The organism is Micromonospora okii (assembly GCF_020884795.1).
GTDB classification, from domain to species: domain Bacteria; phylum Actinomycetota; class Actinomycetes; order Mycobacteriales; family Micromonosporaceae; genus Micromonospora; species Micromonospora okii.
In genome coordinates this window covers 12,006-31,928 of the sequence record NZ_BBZF01000020.1, presented here as the reverse complement: position 1 = coordinate 31,928, position 19,923 = coordinate 12,006, and the positions used below count along the sequence as shown (strand labels likewise).

At 74.8% G+C, this 19,923-nt stretch carries 17 protein-coding genes; 7 read left to right on the top strand and 10 right to left on the bottom strand.

The features are described 5' to 3' along the window. Positions 1-11: 11 nt before the first annotated feature. The 6 genes from LPU43_RS18725 to LPU43_RS18700 all read left to right on the top strand — a co-directional run bounded on the left by LPU43_RS18725 (position 12) and on the right by LPU43_RS18700 (position 10,030). On the top strand, positions 12-1,124 hold the full coding sequence (locus LPU43_RS18725) for an ATP-binding protein (protein WP_229401762.1): 1,113 nt from the start codon (positions 12-14) through the stop codon (positions 1,122-1,124). Next, positions 1,121-4,042: a DUF5682 family protein gene (locus LPU43_RS18720; protein WP_229401761.1), complete on the top strand. Its 2,922-nt coding sequence runs from the start codon at positions 1,121-1,123 to the stop codon at positions 4,040-4,042. Before LPU43_RS18725 ends, LPU43_RS18720 begins: the two co-directional genes overlap by 4 nt. Positions 4,043-4,300: 258 nt before the next feature. Further along, positions 4,301-6,073: a M28 family peptidase gene (locus LPU43_RS18715; protein WP_229401760.1), complete on the top strand. Its 1,773-nt coding sequence runs from the start codon at positions 4,301-4,303 to the stop codon at positions 6,071-6,073. A 197-nt stretch (positions 6,074-6,270) separates the two neighbouring features. Further along, positions 6,271-8,265 carry an ABC transporter ATP-binding protein gene (locus LPU43_RS18710; RefSeq protein WP_229401759.1) on the top strand — a complete coding sequence of 665 codons (1,995 nt, stop codon included), beginning with the start codon at positions 6,271-6,273 and terminating at the stop codon, positions 8,263-8,265. A 374-nt stretch (positions 8,266-8,639) separates the two neighbouring features. Next, positions 8,640-8,780: a hypothetical protein gene (locus LPU43_RS18705; protein ID WP_229401758.1), complete on the top strand. Its 141-nt coding sequence runs from the start codon at positions 8,640-8,642 to the stop codon at positions 8,778-8,780. Continuing rightward, positions 8,780-10,030, top strand: coding sequence for a YeiH family protein (locus tag LPU43_RS18700; RefSeq protein WP_229401757.1), 1,251 nt, complete (start codon positions 8,780-8,782; stop codon positions 10,028-10,030). Before LPU43_RS18705 ends, LPU43_RS18700 begins: the two co-directional genes overlap by 1 nt. A 68-nt stretch (positions 10,031-10,098) precedes the next feature. On the opposite strand, the gene LPU43_RS18695 is transcribed toward LPU43_RS18700, so the two are convergent. The 5 genes from LPU43_RS18695 to LPU43_RS18675 are packed head-to-tail and all read right to left on the bottom strand — an operon-like array spanning position 10,099 to position 14,677. Then, positions 10,099-10,734, bottom strand: coding sequence for a hypothetical protein (locus LPU43_RS18695; protein WP_229401756.1), 636 nt, complete (start codon positions 10,732-10,734; stop codon positions 10,099-10,101). After that, positions 10,731-12,137 carry a selenium-binding family protein gene (locus tag LPU43_RS18690; RefSeq protein ID WP_229401755.1) on the bottom strand — a complete coding sequence of 469 codons (1,407 nt, stop codon included), beginning with the start codon at positions 12,135-12,137 and terminating at the stop codon, positions 10,731-10,733. Before LPU43_RS18690 ends, LPU43_RS18695 begins: the two co-directional genes overlap by 4 nt. Before the next feature lie 16 nt (positions 12,138-12,153). Continuing rightward, positions 12,154-12,885 (bottom strand): ABC transporter ATP-binding protein, encoded by a 732-nt coding sequence (locus LPU43_RS18685; protein ID WP_229401754.1) that lies wholly within the window; start codon positions 12,883-12,885, stop codon positions 12,154-12,156. Then, positions 12,858-13,694 carry an ABC transporter permease gene (locus tag LPU43_RS18680; RefSeq protein ID WP_229401753.1) on the bottom strand — a complete coding sequence of 279 codons (837 nt, stop codon included), beginning with the start codon at positions 13,692-13,694 and terminating at the stop codon, positions 12,858-12,860. Before LPU43_RS18680 ends, LPU43_RS18685 begins: the two co-directional genes overlap by 28 nt. Further along, positions 13,691-14,677, bottom strand: a complete 987-nt coding sequence (locus LPU43_RS18675; protein ID WP_229401752.1) for an aliphatic sulfonate ABC transporter substrate-binding protein — start codon at positions 14,675-14,677, stop codon at positions 13,691-13,693. The genes LPU43_RS18680 and LPU43_RS18675 overlap by 4 nt, the downstream gene beginning before the upstream one ends. A 150-nt stretch (positions 14,678-14,827) precedes the next feature. Here LPU43_RS18675 and LPU43_RS18670 point away from each other — a divergent pair, with 150 nt between their 5' ends. After that, entirely contained in the window at positions 14,828-15,991 is a 1,164-nt protein-coding gene (locus LPU43_RS18670; RefSeq protein WP_229401751.1) for an LLM class flavin-dependent oxidoreductase, read from the top strand. A gap of 13 nt (positions 15,992-16,004) precedes the next feature. On the opposite strand, the gene LPU43_RS18665 is transcribed toward LPU43_RS18670, so the two are convergent. From LPU43_RS18665 to LPU43_RS18645, 5 genes are read right to left on the bottom strand one after another with little or no spacing between them, the layout of a single operon-like run. Next, positions 16,005-16,514, bottom strand: a complete 510-nt coding sequence (locus LPU43_RS18665) for an NUDIX domain-containing protein (protein WP_229401750.1) — start codon at positions 16,512-16,514, stop codon at positions 16,005-16,007. Between the two features lie 10 nt (positions 16,515-16,524). Continuing rightward, positions 16,525-17,223, bottom strand: coding sequence for an N-acetylmannosamine-6-phosphate 2-epimerase (locus LPU43_RS18660; protein ID WP_229401749.1), 699 nt, complete (start codon positions 17,221-17,223; stop codon positions 16,525-16,527). Between the two features lie 4 nt (positions 17,224-17,227). Continuing rightward, positions 17,228-18,139, bottom strand: a complete 912-nt coding sequence (locus LPU43_RS18655; protein WP_229401748.1) for an ROK family protein — start codon at positions 18,137-18,139, stop codon at positions 17,228-17,230. Beyond that, complete coding sequence (locus LPU43_RS18650) at positions 18,136-18,978, bottom strand: carbohydrate ABC transporter permease (RefSeq protein WP_229401747.1); 843 nt, start codon at positions 18,976-18,978, stop codon at positions 18,136-18,138. The genes LPU43_RS18655 and LPU43_RS18650 overlap by 4 nt, the downstream gene beginning before the upstream one ends. Further along, positions 18,968-19,921, bottom strand: a complete 954-nt coding sequence (locus LPU43_RS18645) for a carbohydrate ABC transporter permease (RefSeq protein ID WP_229401746.1) — start codon at positions 19,919-19,921, stop codon at positions 18,968-18,970. Before LPU43_RS18645 ends, LPU43_RS18650 begins: the two co-directional genes overlap by 11 nt. Positions 19,922-19,923: the final 2 nt, after the last annotated feature.

Below are 19,923 nucleotides of genomic sequence, written 5' to 3'. Positions count from 1 at the left end.
AGACCCCTGACATGTCCGAGATGTTGCGCGCCCCCGCCGAGGTCAAGTTCGCCGAGGAGCTGGCCTGGCTGGAGTCGGTCGACACCGACCCGAAGCCGTTCTCCTGGCGGCTGAGCCCCCGGATGGTGCGGCTGTTCGTCCTCGGCTCGGAGCGGGCCGACGGGCTCGACCGGGAGGTCGCCCAGAAGTGGTTCGGCGACCGCAGCTTCGTCGAACGCGCCATCGTCACCCTCGCCTCCGACCGGGGCCTGCTGCTCATCGGCGACCCGGGCACCGGCAAGAGCTGGCTGGCCGAGCTGCTCGCCGCCGCGATCTGCGGCAACTCCACCCTCGTGGTGCAGGGCACCGCCGGCACCACCGAGGACCACATCAAGTACTCGTGGAACGTCTCCATGGTCATCGCCAAGGGGCAGTCCCGGCAGTCGCTGATCCCCTCGCCGATCATGACGGCGATGGAGCAGGGCGTGATCGGCCGCTTCGAGGAGCTGACCCGCTCCACCAGCGACGTGCAGGACGCGCTGATCTCCATCCTGTCCGAGAAGTACGTCTCGATCCCCGAGCTGGACGACGACAACATCGTCTTCGCCAAGCCCGGATTCTCCATCATCGCCACCGCGAACAGCCGCGACCGGGGCGTCAACGACCTCTCCTCGGCGCTGAAGCGGCGCTTCAACTTCGTCCGCATCCCCGTGGTGACGAACAAGCGCAGCGAGGCGGAGATCGTCCGGTTCCGCACCGAGGAGCTGCTGCGCCGGCACCGCATCGAGCTGGACGTCCCGCCCACCCTGCTGGACATCCTGCTGCAGAGCTTCGCCGACCTGCGCGCCGCCGCCGCGTCGGCGACCAGCGACGACGAGAAGCTGGAGTCGGCGCTCTCCACCGCCGAGCAGATCGGCGTGCTGGAGGACGCGATCCTGCACAGCCAGTTCTTCGGCGACCGGGCCCTGCGCGCCGAGACCCTCGCCGGCTCGCTGGTCGGCTCGCTGGCCCGGCGCAGCCCGGAGGACCTGGCCATCCTCAACAAGTACCTGCACGGCGTCGTGGAGCCCCGGGCCAAGGCCGACGGCGGCGCGTGGGAGGGCTTCCTCGACGGCGGTCGCCAGGCGATCGCCACGCTGTCATGACGGACCCGACGACGGTGACCGGCCCGCCGGCCGTCGGCGCCGGGGCGTTCCGGGGGCTGCGCGAGCAGCTCACCGACGCCGCCGAGGCGTTCGCCGGCGGCCCGGACGCGCTCGCCGGCATCCTCACCGGCCTGGTAGACGACGTCGACCGGGCGCTCGGCGAGCGGCTGGAGATCTTCCCCGTCTGCCACCACTCGCCGGCCTCCGCGCTGGCGATGGTGCGCCGGCTGCGCGCCAAGCGGCCGAAGGTGATCTATCTGGAGCTCTGCGAGGACCTGCGGCCCCTGCTCGACGAGCTGCGCAACTGCCGGCTGCCGGTGGCGGTGCAGGCGTTCGCCTCGAAGCTCGACGGCTTCCCCGCCGACTGGGCGCCGCTGAGCGTCGTCGCCCCGATCACCGAGGCGTCGGCGGAGTACCAGGCGATCGCGTACGCGCTGGAGACCCCCGGCGTGGAGCTGGTGCTGGTGGACCGCTCGGTCGACCACGTCTTCCAGTGGTCGCCCCGCGACCCGGCCGCCGGGGACGCGGCCCCCGCCGACGGCACGCCGGGGGAGGCGTCGCCGGAGCACGAGGAGGAGGCCGCGCTGCACGGCGACGCCGTGGGCGTGGAGATCGGCGACCTGCGGCCCCGCTTCGCCGAGTTGGAGGCGTACCTGCTGCACCACGGCAAGGTGCGGCACTGGTCGGAGTGGTGGGACCAGTACGTCGAGCAGCCCCTCGTCGGCGCCGACCACGACACCTACCGGCAGGTGATGGTGTTGATCGGCAGCCTGTTCCGGCGGCTGCGCCCGGCCGACGCCGCACGCCTCGACCGTGACGAGGAGCGCGAGCGCTACATGTGGACCCGGATGCGCGAGCACCTCGCCGCCTCCGGCGCCGACCCGGCCGACTGCCTGTACGTCTGCGGGGCGTTCCACGCCGCGAGCCCGGTGGAGCAGTTCGGCACCGGCCCCGACGCGGCCCCGTACGAGATCAGCCCCCGCACCGGCACCCGCTGGCTGTACGGGCTGATCCCGTCCAGCCAGTCGGCCATCGAGGCGCAGTTCGGGCTGGCCCCCGGCTCGGTCTCCATCGCCGCCGCCACCTGGGCCAAGGCCGTGTCCCGTTCGGGGGTGACCCCGTTCCGGCTCGCCGGGCAGGCCGGCGGCAGGCCGGCGAAGGGCAGGGGCCGCGGGGCCGCCCCGGTCGCGGTCGCCGACGGGCCGGTCACCGACCGGCTGTCGGGCTTCCTGGCACGGCCGCCGGTCCTCGACGACCTCGACGAGGCGGAGCTGCGCGGCTGGTGCGTGGACATCGTCCGGCTGGCCCGCCGCAACGGTTACCTGGCCAGCACGGCGGACGCGATCGCCGTGTTCGAGACGTCGATCCTGCTCGCCGGGCTGCGCAACCGGGCCCGCCCGACCCCGTACGACTTCGCCGACGCGGCCGTGACCTGCATCGAGAAGGACACGGTGCCCGGCCGGCGGGACGTCCGCCGGCTCTGCGAGATCCTGCTCGGCGGCGACCGGATCGGCCAGGTCGGCTACGAGTCCCTGCCGCCGCTGGCCCGCGACGTGCTCGACCGGCTCGCCCCGCTCGGGCTCGACCTGGGCAGGCGCACCATCCAGCGGGCCCTGCTCGACCTGCCCGCCGAACCGGCCCTCGCACCCTGCTCGGACCTGCTGTGGCGGCTGCGCCACCTGCTGCCCGGCGACGCGGTCCGCCCCATCATGGGCCAGCGCCGGCTGGGGGAGCGGCCGACGCAGGAGAGCTGGGACCTCGCGCTCGGCCGGCACCAGCGGTCGCTGATCGAGCTGGGCTACGAGGGGGTGACCGCCGAGCAGGTCCTCGAACAGCGGCTGCGCCGCCGGGCGTGGGGGCCCAGGGCCACCGCGGCGGTGGCCCTGGAGGCGGTCGAGGACGCGCTCCTGCTGCTCGACGGCCGCCGCCTCGTCGAGGAGCTGGGCGCGCGGGCCGTGGAGCTGCTCGCCGCCGAGCGGACCGTCGACGACGCGCCCGAGGTGCTGCGCCGGATGCGCCGGCTGCTGGCCCACTACCGGGCCACCGAGCCGACCCTGCCGGCGTGGTGCCAGGCGTTCGTCACCACCGGGTACGCCCACTACTGCACCCTGCTGCCCACCGCCTTCGTCGACCCGGAGGCGGGCGTGGGGCAGGTCGCGGCGACGCTCGGCTTCCTGTTCGGCATGGAGAGCTTCGCGCTGGCGCTCGGCTGCGACCGGGCCCAGCTCGAACTGGCCGTCCGGCAGTCCCGCCCGGAGGCGCCGGCCCGGGTGGCGCTGCACTGGGCCGCCCAGCACCAGCTCGGCCTGCTGCCCCTGGCCGAGCTGCGGGCCCGCACCGTCGAGCTGCTGGCCAACCCGCTGGTGGTGCCGGCGTTCCCGCAGTACCTCAGCGGGTACGTCCAGGCCCTCGACCCGGTGCCCGGCCTGACGCCCTTCGTGGTCGAGGTCGTCTCGACGGCCTTCGCCCGGCTGCCCGACCGGGTGCTGCTGCCCTGGCTGCCGACACTGGTCACGACGCTGCGCGAGCAGGCCGGCGAGCTGGTGCCGCTCCTGGTGCGCGAGGCCGGGCGGACGTTCCCCGCCGCCCTGCCCGCCCTGGACGCCTGGGTGCCGCCGTGGGCGGCCCGCCCCGCCCCGTCGCCGGCCGCCGCCGCGCCGCCCGCCGTCGCGGCCGGGCCGGTGCTCGACCTGCTCGCCGACGCCCCGGCGACCTGCGACGCCGTGGCCGAGCTGCTCGGCTGCGCCGGTCGGTGGCGTCTCGGCGAGCCGGCGGCCGGGGCGGCGTCGCCGGCCGATCCGGCGGTCGCCGCGCTGCTCGCCGCGCACCCCGACCCGGCAACGGCGGTCGCGACCCTGCTCGACGCGCATCCCGGCACGGCGACGACGGTCGCACCCTCGCTCGCCCCGGCGGGCTGACCACCCGCGCCGGCCCCCGGTGACCGGCCCGCGCCGTGTCGGTCCCCGCCCCGCCGCCGGTCGGCGACCGACGCGGCGGGGCGGGGGTCGGGGGAGTGGCTCGGTAGTTCGACCTTAACGAATGTTGACCACGAGATAGACGCATGTCAGTGTTTGCTTCCCTGGAACGAACACGCGGCGTCCCCCCGACGCCGCCGGGCCCACGGGCCCGGTCACGGCCAGGTGCACGACACCCCCTACCTGCACCGAGGAGCACCCATGAGACGCACCACCCGGACCGCGGGCCTCGCGCTCGCCGCCGCCGTCGCGCTGACAGCCGCGACGGCGACGGTGCCGGCCGCAGCCGCCCCGGCCTCCGCCCCGGCCGCCGCCGCACCCGCCCCGGTCCCCGCCCCGGCCGCCGCCGCGCTGGCCGCCCCGAACATCTCCGTGACCAACGTCCAGGCGCACCTGAACCAGCTTCAGAGCATCGCCACCAGCAACGGGGGCAACCGCCGCGCCGGCTCCGCCGGCTACACGGCCTCCGTCAACTACGTGAAGGGCAAGCTTCAGGCCGCCGGCTACACGGTGACCGAGCAGAACTGCACGACCTGCACCTACCCGGGCAACAACGTGATCGCCGAGTGGCCCGGCGGCCCCGCCGACCAGGTGGTCATGTTCGGCGCGCACCTCGACGGCGTCGCCGCCGGCCCCGGCATCAACGACAACGGCTCCGGCTCCGCCGCGCTGCTGGAGAACGCCCTGGTGCTGGCGCAGCAGAACCCGACCGTGACCAAGCGGGTCCGGTTCGCCTGGTGGAACGGCGAGGAGCAGGGGCTGCAGGGCTCGAAGCACTACGTGAACTCGCTGAGCGCCACGCAGCGGGGCTACATCAAGGGGTACTACAACTTCGACATGGTCGGCTCCACCAACGGCGGCTACTTCATCAACCGGCTCACCTCCACCACGGCCGCCCCGCTGAAGGCGTACTGGGACTCCCTGGGGCTGGCCCCGGAGGAGAACGTCGAGGGCCAGGGCCGCTCCGACGACTACTCGTTCCAGCAGGCCGGCATCCCGACCTCGGGCTACGCGCTGGGTGCGAGCGCCCGTAAGACCACCGCCCAGGCCGCCAAGTGGGGCGGCACCGCCAGCGCCTCGTACGACCCCTGCTACCACCGGGCCTGCGACACCACCAGCAACATCGGCGCGACCGGGCTGGACCGCGCCGCCGACGGCATCGCGTACGCGCTCTGGAACCTCGCCGTGGGCGCCGGGACCCCGACCAACGACTTCTCCGTCTCGGTGAGCCCGGCCTCCGGCAGCGTCGCCCTGGGCGCCTCCGGCACCGCCACCGTGCTGACCGCCACCACCTCCGGCAGCGCCCAGAGCGTCGCGCTGTCCGCCTCCGGCGCGCCCAGTGGGGTGACCGTGTCGTTCAGTCCCTCATCGGTCACCTCCGGTGGCTCGTCCACGATGACCGTCACCGCCTCCTCGACGGCGGCCACCGGCACTTACACGATCACGGTCACCGGCACCGGCTCGGCGGCGACCCGCACCGCCAGCTACAGCCTCGTGGTCACCGACGGCGGCACCGGCTGCACCGGCGGCCAGGTGGTCGGCAACTCCAGCTTCGAGAGCGGCACCTCGCCGTGGACGGCGACCAGCGGCGTGATCACCAACATCGCCAGCCAGCCTGCCCGCACCGGCTCCTACAAGGCGTGGCTGAACGGTGTCGGCAGCACCAACACCCAGACGCTGTCCCAGTCGCTGACCGTCCCGGCCGGCTGCGCCACGTACACCCTGTCGTTCTGGCTGCACGTCAACACCGCCGAGACCACCACGTCCGCGGCGTACGACAAGCTGACCGTCCAGGTCGGCAGCACCACGCTGGCGACGTACTCGAACCTGAACAAGGCCACCGGCTACGTGCAGCGCACCTTCGACGCCGCCGCGTACGCCGGGCAGACCGTCACCCTCAAGTTCACCGGCGTCGAGGACGCCTCCCTGCAGACCAGCTTCGTCATCGACGACGTGACCCTCACCGCGAGCTGAGCCGAGCAGGCGAATCCACGACGTCCCGGCCGGCGCGGCACCCGCGCCGCGCCGGCCGGGACGTCCGGGCGACCCGGTGGACGGCACGGCCCCGACACGCCGATGACGAGCGGACACGGTGACGTGACGCACAGTAGGCTCCCCGTGGTTGCCGCTCCGCCGCCGGTCGCGGCGGCGTTTCCCCTTTGGAGGGGGCCGTGGAGAGAGCCGTCCGCCCACGCCGATCACCCGACGCCGACCAGCCCGCCGACCCCGGAGGCTCCCCGCCGCCTGTCACCGGCCCGGACGACGACGGGGCGTCGGTGCTGCCGGAACTGGAGGACCGGGCGTGGATGCACCACGCCCACGAGTTCGCCCACACCAGCTTCTGGGCGGTGGCCCGCCGGCTGCCCCGGCTGGTCCACGAGGCGGTCGCCCTGGCCTGGGCGACCAGCCGCCGGGACACCGCCGCCTCCCTCGGGCTGAACATCGCCGCCGGCGTGCTGACCACCCTGGGCCTGCTGGCCACCACGGGGGTGCTGCGCGAGCTGTTCGCCGCCGGCCCCACGCCGGACCGGATCCGGGCGGCCCTGCCGGCGCTGGCGCTCGCCGCCGCCGCCGTGCTGGCCCGGGGCGGGCTGACCATCGCCGCCGGTTGGGCCCAGGCCCGCCTCACCCCCCAGATCAACTACGCGGTCGAGCTGCGGCTCTTCGAGGCCACCACCGCCGTGGACCTGGCGGCCTTCGACGACGCCGGGTTCGCCGAGGAGATGGACCGGGCCCGCGAGCGTGGGGTGACCGAGGCGGCCGGGATCGTCGACCACACCGTCAACCTGCTCACCGGCGTGGTCGGGGTGCTCGCGACCGCCGCGGCCGTCACCGTGATCCAGCCGCTGCTGCTGCCGTGCCTGCTGCTCGCCGCGCTCCCCGAGGCCGCCACGGCGGTGAAGATCGCACGCCGGCAGTACCTGGCCATGCTCGCCCGGATCAACCGGCGTCGCCGGATGTGGATGCTGGCCAACCTGATGGCCAACCGGCACACCGCCGCCGAGATCCGGGCGTACCAGATGCGGGACTTCCTGCTCGGCGAGTACCGGCGGATGATGGCCACCGAGACGCGCGCCGACCTGCGCCTGGTCCGCGCCCAGACCCGGACCCGGGTGCTCGGCACCTCCGCGGCGGGCCTGGCCACCTTCGGCGTGTACGTCGTCCTCGCCGGCCTGCTGCTGACCGGCGTGGTGGCGCTCGCCGCCGCCGTGACCGCGCTCATCGCCCTCCAGACGGCGCGGTCCGGCCTTGGGATGGCCGTCTTCGCCACGAACTCGCTCTACGAGGACGCGCTCTACTACCAGGACTACCGGGACTTCCTGGACCGGGCGCGCGGCCGGGTCGCCCCGCGCGGCGACCTTCCCGCCGACGGCGTCGACACCATCGAGCTGGACGGGGTCAGCCTCCGCTACCCGGACACGGACTCGCCGGCCGTCGACCGGGTAAGCCTGACCGTGCGCCGGGGGCAGGTGGTCGCGCTGGTCGGTGAGAACGGCTCGGGCAAGACCACGCTGGCCAAGCTGATCGCCGGCCTGTACCGGCCCACGGACGGGGTGATCCGCTGGGACGGCGTGGACACCGCCGACCTCGACCCCCGCCAGGCGGGCGCGCACGTCGCGGTGCTCACCCAGGACTGGTGGAGGTTCCCCTTCACCGCCGGCCAGAACATCCGCATCGGCCGGCACGACCGGGGCGCCGGGCACCGGGGGCCCAGTGTGGAGGGCGCCGCCCGGGCCGCCGCCGCCCACGACATGATCATGGACCTCCCGTTCGGGTACGACACCCTGCTCGACCGCGAGTTCAAGGACGGCCACGACCTCTCCGGCGGCCAGTGGCAGCGCCTCGTCGCCGCCCGGGGGCTCTACCGGGACGCCGCGCTGCTCATCTGCGACGAGCCGTCGGCGGCGCTGGACGCCCGGGCCGAACACGCCCTCTTCCAGCACCTGCGCCGCCGCCCGGACCGGGCGGTCGTGTTGATCACCCACCGGCTGGCCAACGTCCGGCACGCCGACCAGATCTTCGTCATGGAGCGTGGCCGGCTGGTCCAGCACGGCACGCACGACGAGTTGATCGCCGCCGAGGGGCTCTACCAGGAGTTGTTCCGCCTCCAGGCCAGCGGTTACGTCGCCGAGGCCGGGGTCGACGCGGCCTCGTCCCCCCGCTGACCGGGCTCACCCTTGTAATCCTATCGCTTTAATAGGAAACTCGACCCGTGAGGACCAGTCTCCGACTCGTCTCCCGCCGGGTCGTCGACCTGATGCGGGTCGCCTCCGGGCTCTGTACCGGCCCGGGGCGCGCCCGCGGCTGACCGGCGCCCCGCCGTCTCCCGGCGGCCGGCCGTCGTGGCCGCCCGCCCCGGGCCGTCCGCGCCTGTCCGTCCACCCCGGTCCCTCCGCCCCCCGGTCCGGTCCGGGCCGCCCGGTCCGCGTCCACCGGCCGGCGTCCACCCTTCCCCGGTGACCCGGCCGCCGCGCCCGCCCGCGCAGCCCCTCCACGAGCGGGCACCTCACCTCTCTCGACGACAACCGAAGGAACCCGAATGAGTACCGAAGAACAGTCGCCCCCCACGGCTGCCGCGTCCCGCTTCGCCTTCAACGAGGACTGGGCGGCCACCCTCCTCGGCCTGCTCCTGCTCGGCCTGGTCCTCGTCGGCGCGATCCCCGCCGGGCTGGTGCCCTGATGAGCGCGGACACCACCCGGACAGGAGCCGACGCCCCGGTCGGCCCGGCCGACGCCGCCGGCCGCGACGTTCCCGCCGACCGCGACGTTCCCGCCGACCGCGACGTCCCCGCCGGCCGCGACGTCCCCGCCGGCCGCGACGTCCCCGTCGCCCCGGCCGACCCGGCCGAGGCTCGCGGCGTCCGGTGGGCCTGGGTCGGTCTCGGTGCCCTGCTGCTCCTCGCGCTGGCCGCACTGACCCGCTACCTCGAACAGCAGGTGCCGGCCCTCGCCGAGGGGACCGCCCTCGAGGACGTCGCGAAGGCCGTCGAGTACCCGGTCTACGCGATCCTGCTCGGCCTTCTCGGCAACGCCGTGGTCACCCTGCTCGGCTGGCGCGACCGGCTCGCCGCCGCCTTCCGCACCGAGTTCCTCATCAAGACCGGGCTCGTCCTGCTGGGCGCCTCGATCAACCTGGCGGTCATCGGCAGCGCCGCCGGCCCGGCGATCGCGCAGGCGATCCTGCTGATCAGCGGCGTCTTCCTGTTCACCTGGTGGCTGGCCGGCCGGTTCGGGCTGGAGGACAAGCTGCGCGCCCTGCTCGCGTCGGCCGTGTCGATCTGCGGGGTCAGCGCGGCGATCGCCGCCGCCGGCGCGGTCCGGGCCCGCCGGGAGCAACTGGCCTACACCGCCAGCCTGGTCATTCTCTTCGCCCTGCCGTCGATCTTCCTGCTGCCCTGGCTGGCCGACGTGCTCGGCCTCTCCAACGAGGTGGCGGGCGCGTGGATCGGGGGCAACATCGACACCACCGCCGCCGTCACCGCCGCCGGAGCGCTCGCCGGCGAGGAGGCGCTCCAGATCGCCAGCATCGTCAAGGTCACCCAGAACGCCCTGATGGGGATCGTGGCGGTCGCCCTCACCGCGTACTTCACCCTGCGGGTCGAGCGCCGGCCCGGCGCGGCCCGCCCGGGCGTGGGGGAGCTGTGGCGGCGCTTCCCGAAGTTCGTCCTCGGCTTCGTCGCCGCGTCGGTCATCGCCACCTGGTACCTCGACACCGCAGGCGCGGACGGGAAGGCGACCATCGCGATCGTCAACGACCTGCGCGTGTGGTTCCTGATCCTGGCGTTCGTCAGCATCGGTTTGGAGGTGCGGGTGGCGTCGCTGCGCGAGGCCGGCTGGCGGCCGATCGCCGTGTTCGCCAGCGCCACCGTGTTCAACCTGCTGCTGGCCCTCGCCCTGGCCACCCTCCTGTTCCGCAACGTCACCGCCTGACCCGGTGGGGCGGTGCGGGCCGCGCGGCCCGCACCGCCCCACGCGGGAGGGTGGCGTCAATGGGCCGCTCAGGCCGCCGCGACCAGGGTGAGCACCCCGGCGGCCACCAGCACTCCCGCCCAGAGCCGGTCCACGTTGAACCAGGCCCGCCGCAGCACGCCGACGCCGAACACCTCGTAGACCAGCAGGGCGACGGCCAGCGCCACGCCGAGCATCGCCACCGTGTGCACCCCGGCAGCGGCCAGCCCGGTCAGCGCCCCGACCGGCGCGGCCGACAGGTGACCGGCGTGCCCGTCCCCGCCGGCCGGGTCGGCGAGCAGCACCGGCAGCAGCATCAGCCCGGCGCCGTGCGCCGACGACATCAGGAACGACCAGCCGGCGAGCTGCCCGGCCGACAGCCGCATCCCGGCCCAGCGGAAGTGCCGCTCGGAGAGCAGCCGCCACAGCCCGAACCCGACGAGCAGCACCCCGCCGGCCACGGCCACGGCGGTGCTCGCCGCGACCGACCGGGTGGCGCTGACCAGGGCGGCCACCACCCCCACCGAGGCGAGGTGGCCGAGCGCGATCGGCGGCAGGGCCGCCAGCAGCACCCGGCGGCTGCGCTCCTGCAAGCCCCGGGCCACGGCGAAGAGCCAGCCCATGGCCGGGTTCAGCCCGTGGAACGCGCCGAGCCCGACCAGTGCCACCCAGGTCGTCGTGGTCACGGGAAGCAGTACGAGTCGGAGGACGCGTCGCCGCCCTGCAACCGGGTCTGGTGCACCCGCAGCCCCCGGAACTCCTCGCCGCGCGGGAAGAACCGCGGGTCCGGGGTGAGGCCGCCCGCCTCGGTGTCGACGTCCAGCTTGGCCAGCCAGGCGCCCACGCCGTCGGGGTAGAACTGGTCGTCCCAGGAGCCGTAGAGGGAGTTCGACACGTAGACCCGGCGACCGTCGCGGCTGATCTCGACCATCTGCGGGCCGCCGGCCAGCGCCTCGTCGGGGAAGTCGGGGTGGGGGGTGCGCCGCACGATCCCGCCGAGGCGCACCGAGCCGGTCCGCACCGGGTGGAACGGGTCGGTGACGTCGTACTGGAGCAGCTCGCCGGTGCCCCAGCAGGAGACGTAGAGGAACTTGTCGTCCACCGACAGGTCGATGTCGGTGACCAGGGGCGGGACCGCCCCGAACGGCTTGAGCAGGTCCGGCAGGTCGGCCGGGTCGGCGGGCTCGGCCGGGATGTCGATCACCTTGGTCACGGCCCAGGCGTCGCCGTCGCGGTGCCACAGCCAGATCGAGGCGGACAGGTCCTCGACGCTGATCACGACGCCCACGAAGCCGTACGTCTTCGTGGGGTCGTGCGCGGGGCGCAGCTCCAGGGTCATCTGGTACGCGTCGCCGAGGTCGACCCGCTGCACGTGCCGGCGCTTGGCCAGATCCCAGAAGTGGATCGCGTGGCCGTACTTCCGGCCGAGCAGCAGCTCGCCGACGATGCCGTCCTCGACCATCGACGGGGTGCCCCACTCGCTGGTCACCAGCACGTCGTGGTTGTAGTGCCACCAGAAGTCGTACGCGAGGCGCTGCGGGCCCCGGTCGGCCTCCCACGCCCCGCGCACCTCGAAGGTGGTGTGGTCGAGGATCGCGATGCCGCCGGGGCCGTCGGTGCCGTCGGCCCCGCCGAGGGCGGACAGGTAGATGCCGTCGGGCCCGCAGTGCACGGTGTGCGGGCGGGAGTAGCCGGCCTTCTCGGCCAGTTCCTCGGGCTCGATCACCTTCACCAGCTTCGGCGCGCGCGGGTCGGGCTGGGTGTCGTAGACGTGCACCCGCGACGAGCGCAGCCCGGGCACGATCAGGTAGCGGCGCTCGACGTGCGGGTGCGGCGCGGTGGGGCAGAGCGCGCTGCTGCACGCGTTCCAGCCGAAGTGGTGCAGCTCGTCGCCGGTGTGCGGCAGGTCCGTCCAGCCGACGACCCGCCCGTAGTCGGGGGAGTCGGGGTCGGTGTCGAGCACCGCGAGGGCGTCGGGCCGGCTCGCCGAGCGGTCGAACGCGGCCACGTAGGCCAGCTTCTCGGCCGGCGCGGCGACGGCCTCGCGGGGGGAGGCGTAGAAGGTCGGGTCGGGGGTCCAGCGGCTCATGTGGTCTCCGAGGGGGTCACGGGGCGGGTACGCCGAGGCGGTCGAGCAGGCGACGGCGCAGCGCGCCGAACGCCGGGTCGTCGGGGGTGCGGGTGGGGCCGAGCGGCACGGGCAGCTCCTCGGCGATCGTGCCGCCGTCGAGGACCAGCGCCCGGTCGGCGAGGAGCAGCGCCTCCTCCACGTCGTGGGTGACCAGCAGGGCGGCGAAGCCGTGCTCGGCCCGCAGCCGGCGCAGCAGGCCCTGCATCCGCAGCCGGGTGAGCGCGTCGAGCGCGCCGAACGGCTCGTCGAGCAGCAGCAGGTCGGGCTCGCGGACCAGGGCCCGCGCGACGGCCACCCGCTGCGCCTGCCCGCCGGAGAGCTCGGCGGGCCAGGCCCGCCGCCGGTCGGCGAGCCCGACCTCGGCCAGCGCCCGGTCGACGCGGGCGGCGACGTCGGGCCCGGACAGCCCGAGGGCCACGTTGTCGGCCACCCGCTTCCACGGCAGCAGGCGGTGCTCCTGGAACACGACGGCGGCGGTGCCGCGCACGACCCGCTCGCCCGTGGCCTCCCGGTCCAGGCCGGCGAGGACGCGCAGCAGGGTGCTCTTGCCGGAGCCGCTGCCGCCGAGCAGGGCGACCACCTCGCCGGGGGCGACGTCGAGGTCGACGCCGGCCAGCACGGCGGCGGGCCCGAACGACCGGCGCACCGCCCGCGCGGTCAGCACCGGCGGCGGGCCGGTCAGGTCGCGCGAAGTCCGCGTCGCCATGTCAACATCCTCCTCTCCGCGAGCCGGAGGGCAAGGTCGGAAATCAGTCCGAGTAGCGCGTAGACGACGAGCCCGAGCACCACGACGTCGGTCTGGCTGAACTCGCGGGCCTCCATCATCAGGAAGCCGATGCCGGTCTGGGCGTTGACCTGCTCGCCGACGACGAGGCTCAGCCACGCGGCCCCGATCGCCAGCCGCAGGCCGAGGAAGAGTGACGGCAGCGCGCCGGGGCCGACGACGTGCCGCAGCCGGGCGAGGTGGCCCAGCCCGCAGGCGCGGGCCGCCTCGACCAGCCGCTCGTCGATGTCCCGGATGCCGGCGTAGGTGTTGAAGTAGAGGGGGAAGAACGCGCCGAGCGCGACCAGGGCCACCTTGAGGGACTCGCCGATGCCGACCCAGATGATCAGCAGGGGGACCAGGCCGAGGTGGGGCAGCATCCGGGCCATCTGCACGGGCGGGTCGACCAGGTCGTCGCCGAGGCGCAGCAGGCCGGCCACCGTGCCGAGGACGAGGGCGAGCCCGCCGCCGATCAGCAGGCCGACGGCGGCCCGGGTGAGCGAGTCGAGCAGGTGGGTGGTGAGGGTGCCGTCGCGGGCGAGCCGCGCGCCGGCGGCCAGCACGTCGCTGGGCGCGGGCAGCTTCTCCGCCGGCAGCAGGCCGGCGCGGGCGGCGCCCTCCCAGGCGGCGACCAGCGCGACGGGGCTGACGATCCGCCGCCAGCGCCGGGCGGGCCGGGCCCGCCGGCCGGGCGGGGTGGGCGCGGTCGCGGCGGCGCGCTCCGGCGCCTCGGCGAGCACCGTGCCGCTCATCCGAACACCGCCGAGTACCGGTCGTCGACGCGGGAGCGGATGTCCACCGGCCCGGGGACCAGTTCGTGGGCGGTGAAGCCGTCGGCGATGGCCTGGAGTTCGTCGCCGACGGCCGGGGTGACCGGGGCGAGCGGCGTGGCGCTGCGTTCCAGGGCACGGCGGGTGGTCTCCTCGTCGAGCTTCAGCTCGGGGGCGAGGACGCGGGCCCGCTCGTCGGGGTTCGCGATGCCCCAGTCGGTGACCGTGCGGTACGTGGACAGGAACGCGCGGACCGCGTCCGGCTTCGTCTTGAGCGCCTCCGGGGAGGCCAGCACGTACTCGCGGTTGGAGGTCAGGCCGGTGGCGTCGACGAGCACCCGCACGCCGGGCTTCTCGGCCAGGGCGAAGTACGGGTCCCAGATGATCCAGGCGTCGACCTGCCCGTTGTCGAAGGCGGGCCGCCCCTCGGCCGGCTTGAGGTACTTGACCTGGATGTCCGCGAGGGTCATCCGGTGGGCCTCCAGCAGCTTCACCAGCAGCCAGTGCACGTTGGAGCCCTTGTTCAGGGCGACGGTCTTCCCCCTCAGGTCGGCGAAGCTGCGGTACGGGCTGTCCGCCTTGACCAGCACCGCCTCGCCCCTGGGCACGGGCTCGGAGGCGCCGACGACGGCGAAGGGGATCTTCTCGGCGGCGGCGAAGACCGGCGGGGCCTCGCCGGTCTGTCCGATGTCGATGGAACCGGCCTTGAGTGCCTCTGTCAGGGAGGGCCCGCTGTCGAACAGCGCCCACTCGACGTCCGGGGCCGCGCCCCGGGCCTTGACCAGGCTGAGGCCGCCGAAGCGCTGGTAGCCGATGCGCAGGGCGGCCGTGTCGCCCCTGCCGGCGCCCGCGTCGTCCGCGCCGCAGCCGGCCAGCGCGCCGGCGGCGAGCAGCGTCGCGGCGGCGAGCAGGGCCGCGCCGAGGCGGCGTCGGTGGGGGAGGCGGGCCTTCGACGGGGTACGCATGGGGGCTCCTCGCGGGTGGGCGTGCCGGCCCGTCGCGACGACGGCTCCGGCGGCGACAGCAGCCTACTAAACCGATAGGTTTTATGGGTAGCCTGTCGGCGCGGTCGTCCCATCCATCAGAAGCCGCCCCCGTCCTTCGAAGGAGCCCCGATGCCGCTCACCTTCCACTGGTTCCTGCCCACCAACGGCGACGGCCGGGACATCATCGGCGGCGGCCACGGCGCCCCGACCGGGCCGGCCGGCGGGGCGCGACCGGCCACGGTGGCCTACCTCGGGCAGGTCGCCCGCGCCGCCGAGCAGCTCGGCTTCGTCGGCGCGCTCACCCCGACCGGCGCGTGGTGCGAGGACGCCTGGCTGACCACCGCCATGCTCACCGGGGTCACCGAGCGGCTGAAGTTCCTCGTCGCGTTCCGCCCCGGGCTGCTCTCACCGACCCTCGCCGCACAGATGGCGTCCACCTTCCAGCGGCTGTCCCGGGGCCGGCTGCTGCTCAACGTCGTCACCGGCGGCGAGTCCGCCGAGCAGCGCGCCTACGGCGACTTCCTCGACAAGGACGCCCGCTACGCCCGCACCGACGAGTTCCTGCACGTGGTGCGGGCGCTGTGGCGGGGTGGGACCGTCGACCACGCCGGGGCGCACCTGCGCGTCGAGTCGGCCCGGCTGGCCGAGGTCCCCGACCCGGTCCCGCCGGTCTACTTCGGCGGCTCCTCGGCCGCCGCCGGCCCGGTCGCCGCCCGGCACGCCGACGTCTACCTGACCTGGGGCGAGCCACCCGCCCAGGTGGCCGCCAAGCTGGACGGCATCCGGTCCCTCGCCGCCGGGGTCGGCCGGACGCCGCGCTTCGGCATCCGGCTGCACGTCGTCGCCCGGGACACGGCCGAGCAGGCGTGGGCGCAGGCCGACCGGCTGCTCGCCGGGGTCGACGAGGCCGATGTGCGGGCCGTCCAGGAGGGGCTGCGGCGCAGCGAGTCCGAGGGGCAGCGCCGGATGCTGGAGCTGCACGGCGGCTCCCGGGACGGCCTGGAGGTCGCGCCCAACCTGTGGGCCGGCGTCGGGCTGGTCCGGGGCGGGGCCGGCACCGCCCTGGTGGGCAGCCACGTCGAGGTCGCCGACCGGATCGCCGAGTACCACGCGCTCGGCATCGACGAGTTCGTCCTGTCCGGCTACCCGCACCTGGAGGAGGCGTACTGGTTCGGCGAGGGGGTGCTGCCGATCCTGCGCTCGCGCGGCCTGTGGCGGCACCCCGACGGCGAGCCAACCGCCGCCCCGGCGGGCGTCCCGTTCGCCCAGCGGTCCGTCCCGGCGCGCGGCTGACCGCTCGCCCGCCTCAGCGGTGGGCGGCGAGGAAGTCGGCGAGCACCCGCGTGTGGGTGGAGAACGCCAGCTCCACCGGCTCGGTGACCACCAGCCACTCGGTGGCCTCGTCGGTGGGCGCCGACACCGGCAGATCCTCGGCCGCCCGCGCCGGCAGGGTGCCGAAGACCATCATGGTGCCGCCGGCCGGGGCGCCGTGCACCGCGAACAGCTCGGCGTCGGCGGCCGACGCCGTCAGCCCGGTCTCCTCCCGCAGCTCGCGGACCAGGGCGTCCTGCCACTGCTCGCCGTACTCGATGAAGCCGCCGGGGAGGGCGAGCAGGCCGCGCGCCGGCTCGATGTCCCGGCGGACCACCACGACGCCGAGCCCGGCGGCGGCCCGCACCGGCTGCACCGCCACCGCCACCGGCAGCGGATTGCGCCACACGGTCCGCCCGCAGGCCGCGCAGACCCGGGGCCAGCCGGCGTCCGCCGGATAGCCGGCGCCGCAGTAGGAGCAGTGGGAGTACGGGACGCCGGTCACCCCGGGCACGTTACCGGGTGCGCCGTCGGGCGCCCGCCGGGGTGGCCGGGACGAGCCGGCGGGTGATCCACAGTGGCGAGGTGACGGCGTTGCCCATCACCACCGCGTGCGCGCCCGCCGCGAACGCCAGGGCGATCTGCCCGGTGTCGCGGTACCGCCCCTCGGCCAGCACCGGCACCGGCACCGCCGCCGCGAGCCGGGCCACCAGCTCCAGGTCGGGGCCGTCGCGACGGGGACTGGCCGCCGTGTACCCGGACAGCGTGGTCGCCACCGCGTCCGCACCGGCCCGCACGGCCGCCACCCCCTCGGCGGCGGTGGAGACGTCGGCGAGGACCAGCGCGCCGGCCGCGTGGACCGCCGCGACCGTGTCGGCGAAGGGCCGCCCGTCGGGGCGCGGACGGTCGGTGCCGTCCACCGCGACGAGGTGCGCCCCGGCCTCGGCCACCCCGACGGCCAGCTCCGCCGTCGGAGTGATGAACACCCCGGCCGTGCCGTGCTTGTGCAGGCCGATCACCGGCACGTCCACGGCGGCGCGGATCGCCGCCACGTCGGCCGGCCCGTTCGCCCGGATCGCCACCGCGCCGCCCCGCACGGCGGCGGCGGCCACCCGCGCCTGCACGTACGGGTCCCGCATCGGGTCGTCGGGCTCGTCGGGCAGCGGCTGGCAGGAGACCACCAGCCCCCCGGCGAGCGCGTCGAGAATGCCCACGTCCTCAGTCCCCTTCCTCGTCGACGGCCAGCCGGGCCGCGCCGACCACGACCGCGTCGCCGGCCAGCCCGGCCGGCAGCAGCGGCACGTCGACCCAGGCCGCCGGCAGTTCCGCGGCGTACGCGGCGGTGGTCGCCGGCAGCAGCGCCTCGGCCGCCCCGCCGGCCACCAGCACCGCCTCGGGGTCGAGCACGGTCACCAGCCCCGCGAGGGCCGCGCCGAGTCCCGCCCCGGCGCGCGCGACGACGCCCCGTGCGGCGGCGTCCCCGGCGGCGGCCCGCGCGGCCACCTCCCGCCCGGTGATCCGCTCGCCGGTCTCGACCGCGTACCCGGCGGCCAGGCCGGTGCCGGAGGCGAGCGCCTCCAGGTGCCCGTACCGGCCGCAGCCGCAGCGCAGCCGCCCCGCGCCGGGCGCCGACAGGTGGGCGACCGCGCCGGCCGCGCCCCGGGCGCCCGCGTCGACGCGGCCCTGCCGGACCAGCGCCCCGCCGAGCCCGGTGCCGACCGAGACGAGCAGCACGCGGGCGCGGCCCCGGCCGGCGCCCGCCCAGCTCTCGCCGAGCGCGGCGGCGTGGACGTCGTTGACGACCCGGACCGGCCGGCCCAGCCGCCCGGCCAGCTCCGCCGTGACCGGGGTGCCCGCCCAGCCGGGCAGGCTGTCGGTGGCGTACCGGATGCCCCCGGTCGCCGGGTCGACGGTGCCGGCGGTGCCCACCCCGACCGGCCCGTCGCCGGCCGCCGGCAGCAGCCCCGCGGCGAGCCCGGCGGCGGTGTCCAGCACCGCGGCGGGCCCGGCGGCGGCGGGCGTGTCCGCCCGCCGCCGTCGCAGCACGGTGCCGTCGGCGGCGACCAGGGCCGCCAGCGTCTTGGTGCCGCCGACGTCGATCCCGACGGCGACCCGGCCCGGCCCGGTCATCCCTTCAGGCCGGTGTGGGCCAGCCCCTCGACGAACTGCTTCTGCGCGATCACGAACACCGCCAGGACCGGCAGGGCCGTCATCGACGCCGCCGCGAGCTGCACGTTCCACATCGGCCCGCCGTACGCGTCGACGAACTGGGTCAGCGCCTGCGGCAGGGTGAACTTCTCCGGGGAGGAGAGGAACACGATCGGTTCGAGGTAGAGGTTCCAGCTGTGCAGGAAGGTGAAGATGGCCACCGCGCCCAGCGCGGGGCGCGACAGCGGCAGGGCGATCTTCCAGAAGGTGGCGAACCGGCCCAGCCCGTCGACGCGGGCCGCCTCCTCCAGCTCACCGGGCAGGGCGATGAAGAACTGCCGCATGATGAACGTCGCCAGCACACTCGGCGCCCCGAAGATCGGCACCAGGACCAGCGGCCAGTGGGTGTCGATCAGCCCGAGCTTGAAGAACATCTGGAACAGCGGGACGATCGTCACCTCGCTCGGGATGAGCAGGCCGGCGAGGACCACCAGGAAGAGCACGTTCTGGCCCCGGAACCGGATGCGCGCGAAGGCGTACCCGGCCAGCGCCGCCACCGCGAGCGTGCCCACGGTCACCACGAGGGCGATGTAGACGCTGTTGAGGTACTGCCGCCCGAACGGCTGCAACTCGAACACCCGCTGGTACGCCTCCAGCCGCGGGTCGGTCGGCCAGAGCTGCGGCGGGAAGGAGAAGATGTCCGCCACCGGTTTCAGCGACGAGGTGACCATCCACCAGGTGGGGAAGACGAAGGGGATCGCCAGGACCATCAGCACCCCGTAGAGCACCAGCTTCGTCCTGGGCGACAGGTCACGACTCATGGAAGACCCATCTCTTGCGCATCTGCCACTGCAACACGGTCAGCGCGAGCACGATCGCGAACAGCACGATCGACAGCGTCGCCCCGTAGCCGAAGTGGTGGAACTGGAACGCCTGCTGGTAGAGGTAGTAGACGAGCACGGTGGTCGAGGTGCCCGGCCCACCCTGGGTGAGCACCGCGATCTGCGCGAACACCTGCAACGAGCCGACCACCGTGATGATCGACGTCAGCATGATCGTCGGGCTGATCAGCGGCACGGTGATCCGCCAGAACTGGCGCATCCGGCTCGCGCCGTCGACCTCGGCGGCCTCGTACAGCTCGCCCGGCACGCCCTGGAGGGCCGCCAGGAACAGCACCATGTTCAGGCCGACGTTCTTGAACACCTGCACGACGACCACCGACAGCATCGCGGTGTTCTCGCCGCGCAGCCAGTTCGGCCCGTCCACGCCGATCGTGTCGAGCAGCCCGTTGATCCCGCCGTTGTCCTGGAGCAGGAAGCCCCACACGATCGTCCAGGCGACCAGGGAGACCACCACGGGCGAGAAGAACAGGGTGCGGAAGACGATGCTGCCCCGGAGCTTCTGGTTGAGCAGCACGGCCAGCAGCAGCGCCAGGGCGAGGTTGAACACCACCAGCCCGACGGAGAACAGCCCGGTGGCCTTCAGCACCCCGCCCAGGTTGGTGTCCTCGGCGAGCTGCGCGTAGTTGTCGCCGCCGACGTAGTCGAACGTGCCGGCGAGCACGTTCCACTCGTGCAGGCTGTACCAGACCACCAGGACCAGCGGAAGGATCACGAAGACGACGCTGCCGAGCAGCTGCGGGGTGACGAAGAGGTACCCGACGAGCTGGTCGCGCCGCCGGCCGGTCCACCACGGGCGGCGCGGGCGGCCCGGGGCGGGCCCGGTCGTGGCGACCGGGCCCGTCCGGGTGTCCGTAGCGGACATGG

What these genes read in the sequence shown, in the direction of transcription:
- LPU43_RS18725 (WP_229401762.1), top strand. Translation starts at nt 12, where the DNA reads ATGTCCGAGATGTTGCGCGCCCCCGCCGAGGTCAAGTTCGCCGAGGAG.
- LPU43_RS18720 (WP_229401761.1), top strand. Translation starts at nt 1,121, where the DNA reads ATGACGGACCCGACGACGGTGACCGGCCCGCCGGCCGTCGGCGCCGGG.
- LPU43_RS18680 (WP_229401753.1), bottom strand. Translation starts at nt 13,694, where the DNA reads ATGAGCGGCACGGTGCTCGCCGAGGCGCCGGAGCGCGCCGCCGCGACC.
- LPU43_RS18690 (WP_229401755.1), bottom strand. Translation starts at nt 12,137, where the DNA reads ATGAGCCGCTGGACCCCCGACCCGACCTTCTACGCCTCCCCCCGCGAG.
- LPU43_RS18705 (WP_229401758.1), top strand. Translation starts at nt 8,640, where the DNA reads ATGAGTACCGAAGAACAGTCGCCCCCCACGGCTGCCGCGTCCCGCTTC.
- LPU43_RS18650 (WP_229401747.1), bottom strand. Translation starts at nt 18,978, where the DNA reads ATGAGTCGTGACCTGTCGCCCAGGACGAAGCTGGTGCTCTACGGGGTG.
- LPU43_RS18700 (WP_229401757.1), top strand. Translation starts at nt 8,780, where the DNA reads ATGAGCGCGGACACCACCCGGACAGGAGCCGACGCCCCGGTCGGCCCG.
- LPU43_RS18715 (WP_229401760.1), top strand. Translation starts at nt 4,301, where the DNA reads ATGAGACGCACCACCCGGACCGCGGGCCTCGCGCTCGCCGCCGCCGTC.
- LPU43_RS18670 (WP_229401751.1), top strand. Translation starts at nt 14,828, where the DNA reads ATGCCGCTCACCTTCCACTGGTTCCTGCCCACCAACGGCGACGGCCGG.
- LPU43_RS18645 (WP_229401746.1), bottom strand. Translation starts at nt 19,921, where the DNA reads ATGTCCGCTACGGACACCCGGACGGGCCCGGTCGCCACGACCGGGCCC.
- LPU43_RS18675 (WP_229401752.1), bottom strand. Translation starts at nt 14,677, where the DNA reads ATGCGTACCCCGTCGAAGGCCCGCCTCCCCCACCGACGCCGCCTCGGC.
- LPU43_RS18655 (WP_229401748.1), bottom strand. Translation starts at nt 18,139, where the DNA reads ATGACCGGGCCGGGCCGGGTCGCCGTCGGGATCGACGTCGGCGGCACC.
- LPU43_RS18685 (WP_229401754.1), bottom strand. Translation starts at nt 12,885, where the DNA reads ATGGCGACGCGGACTTCGCGCGACCTGACCGGCCCGCCGCCGGTGCTG.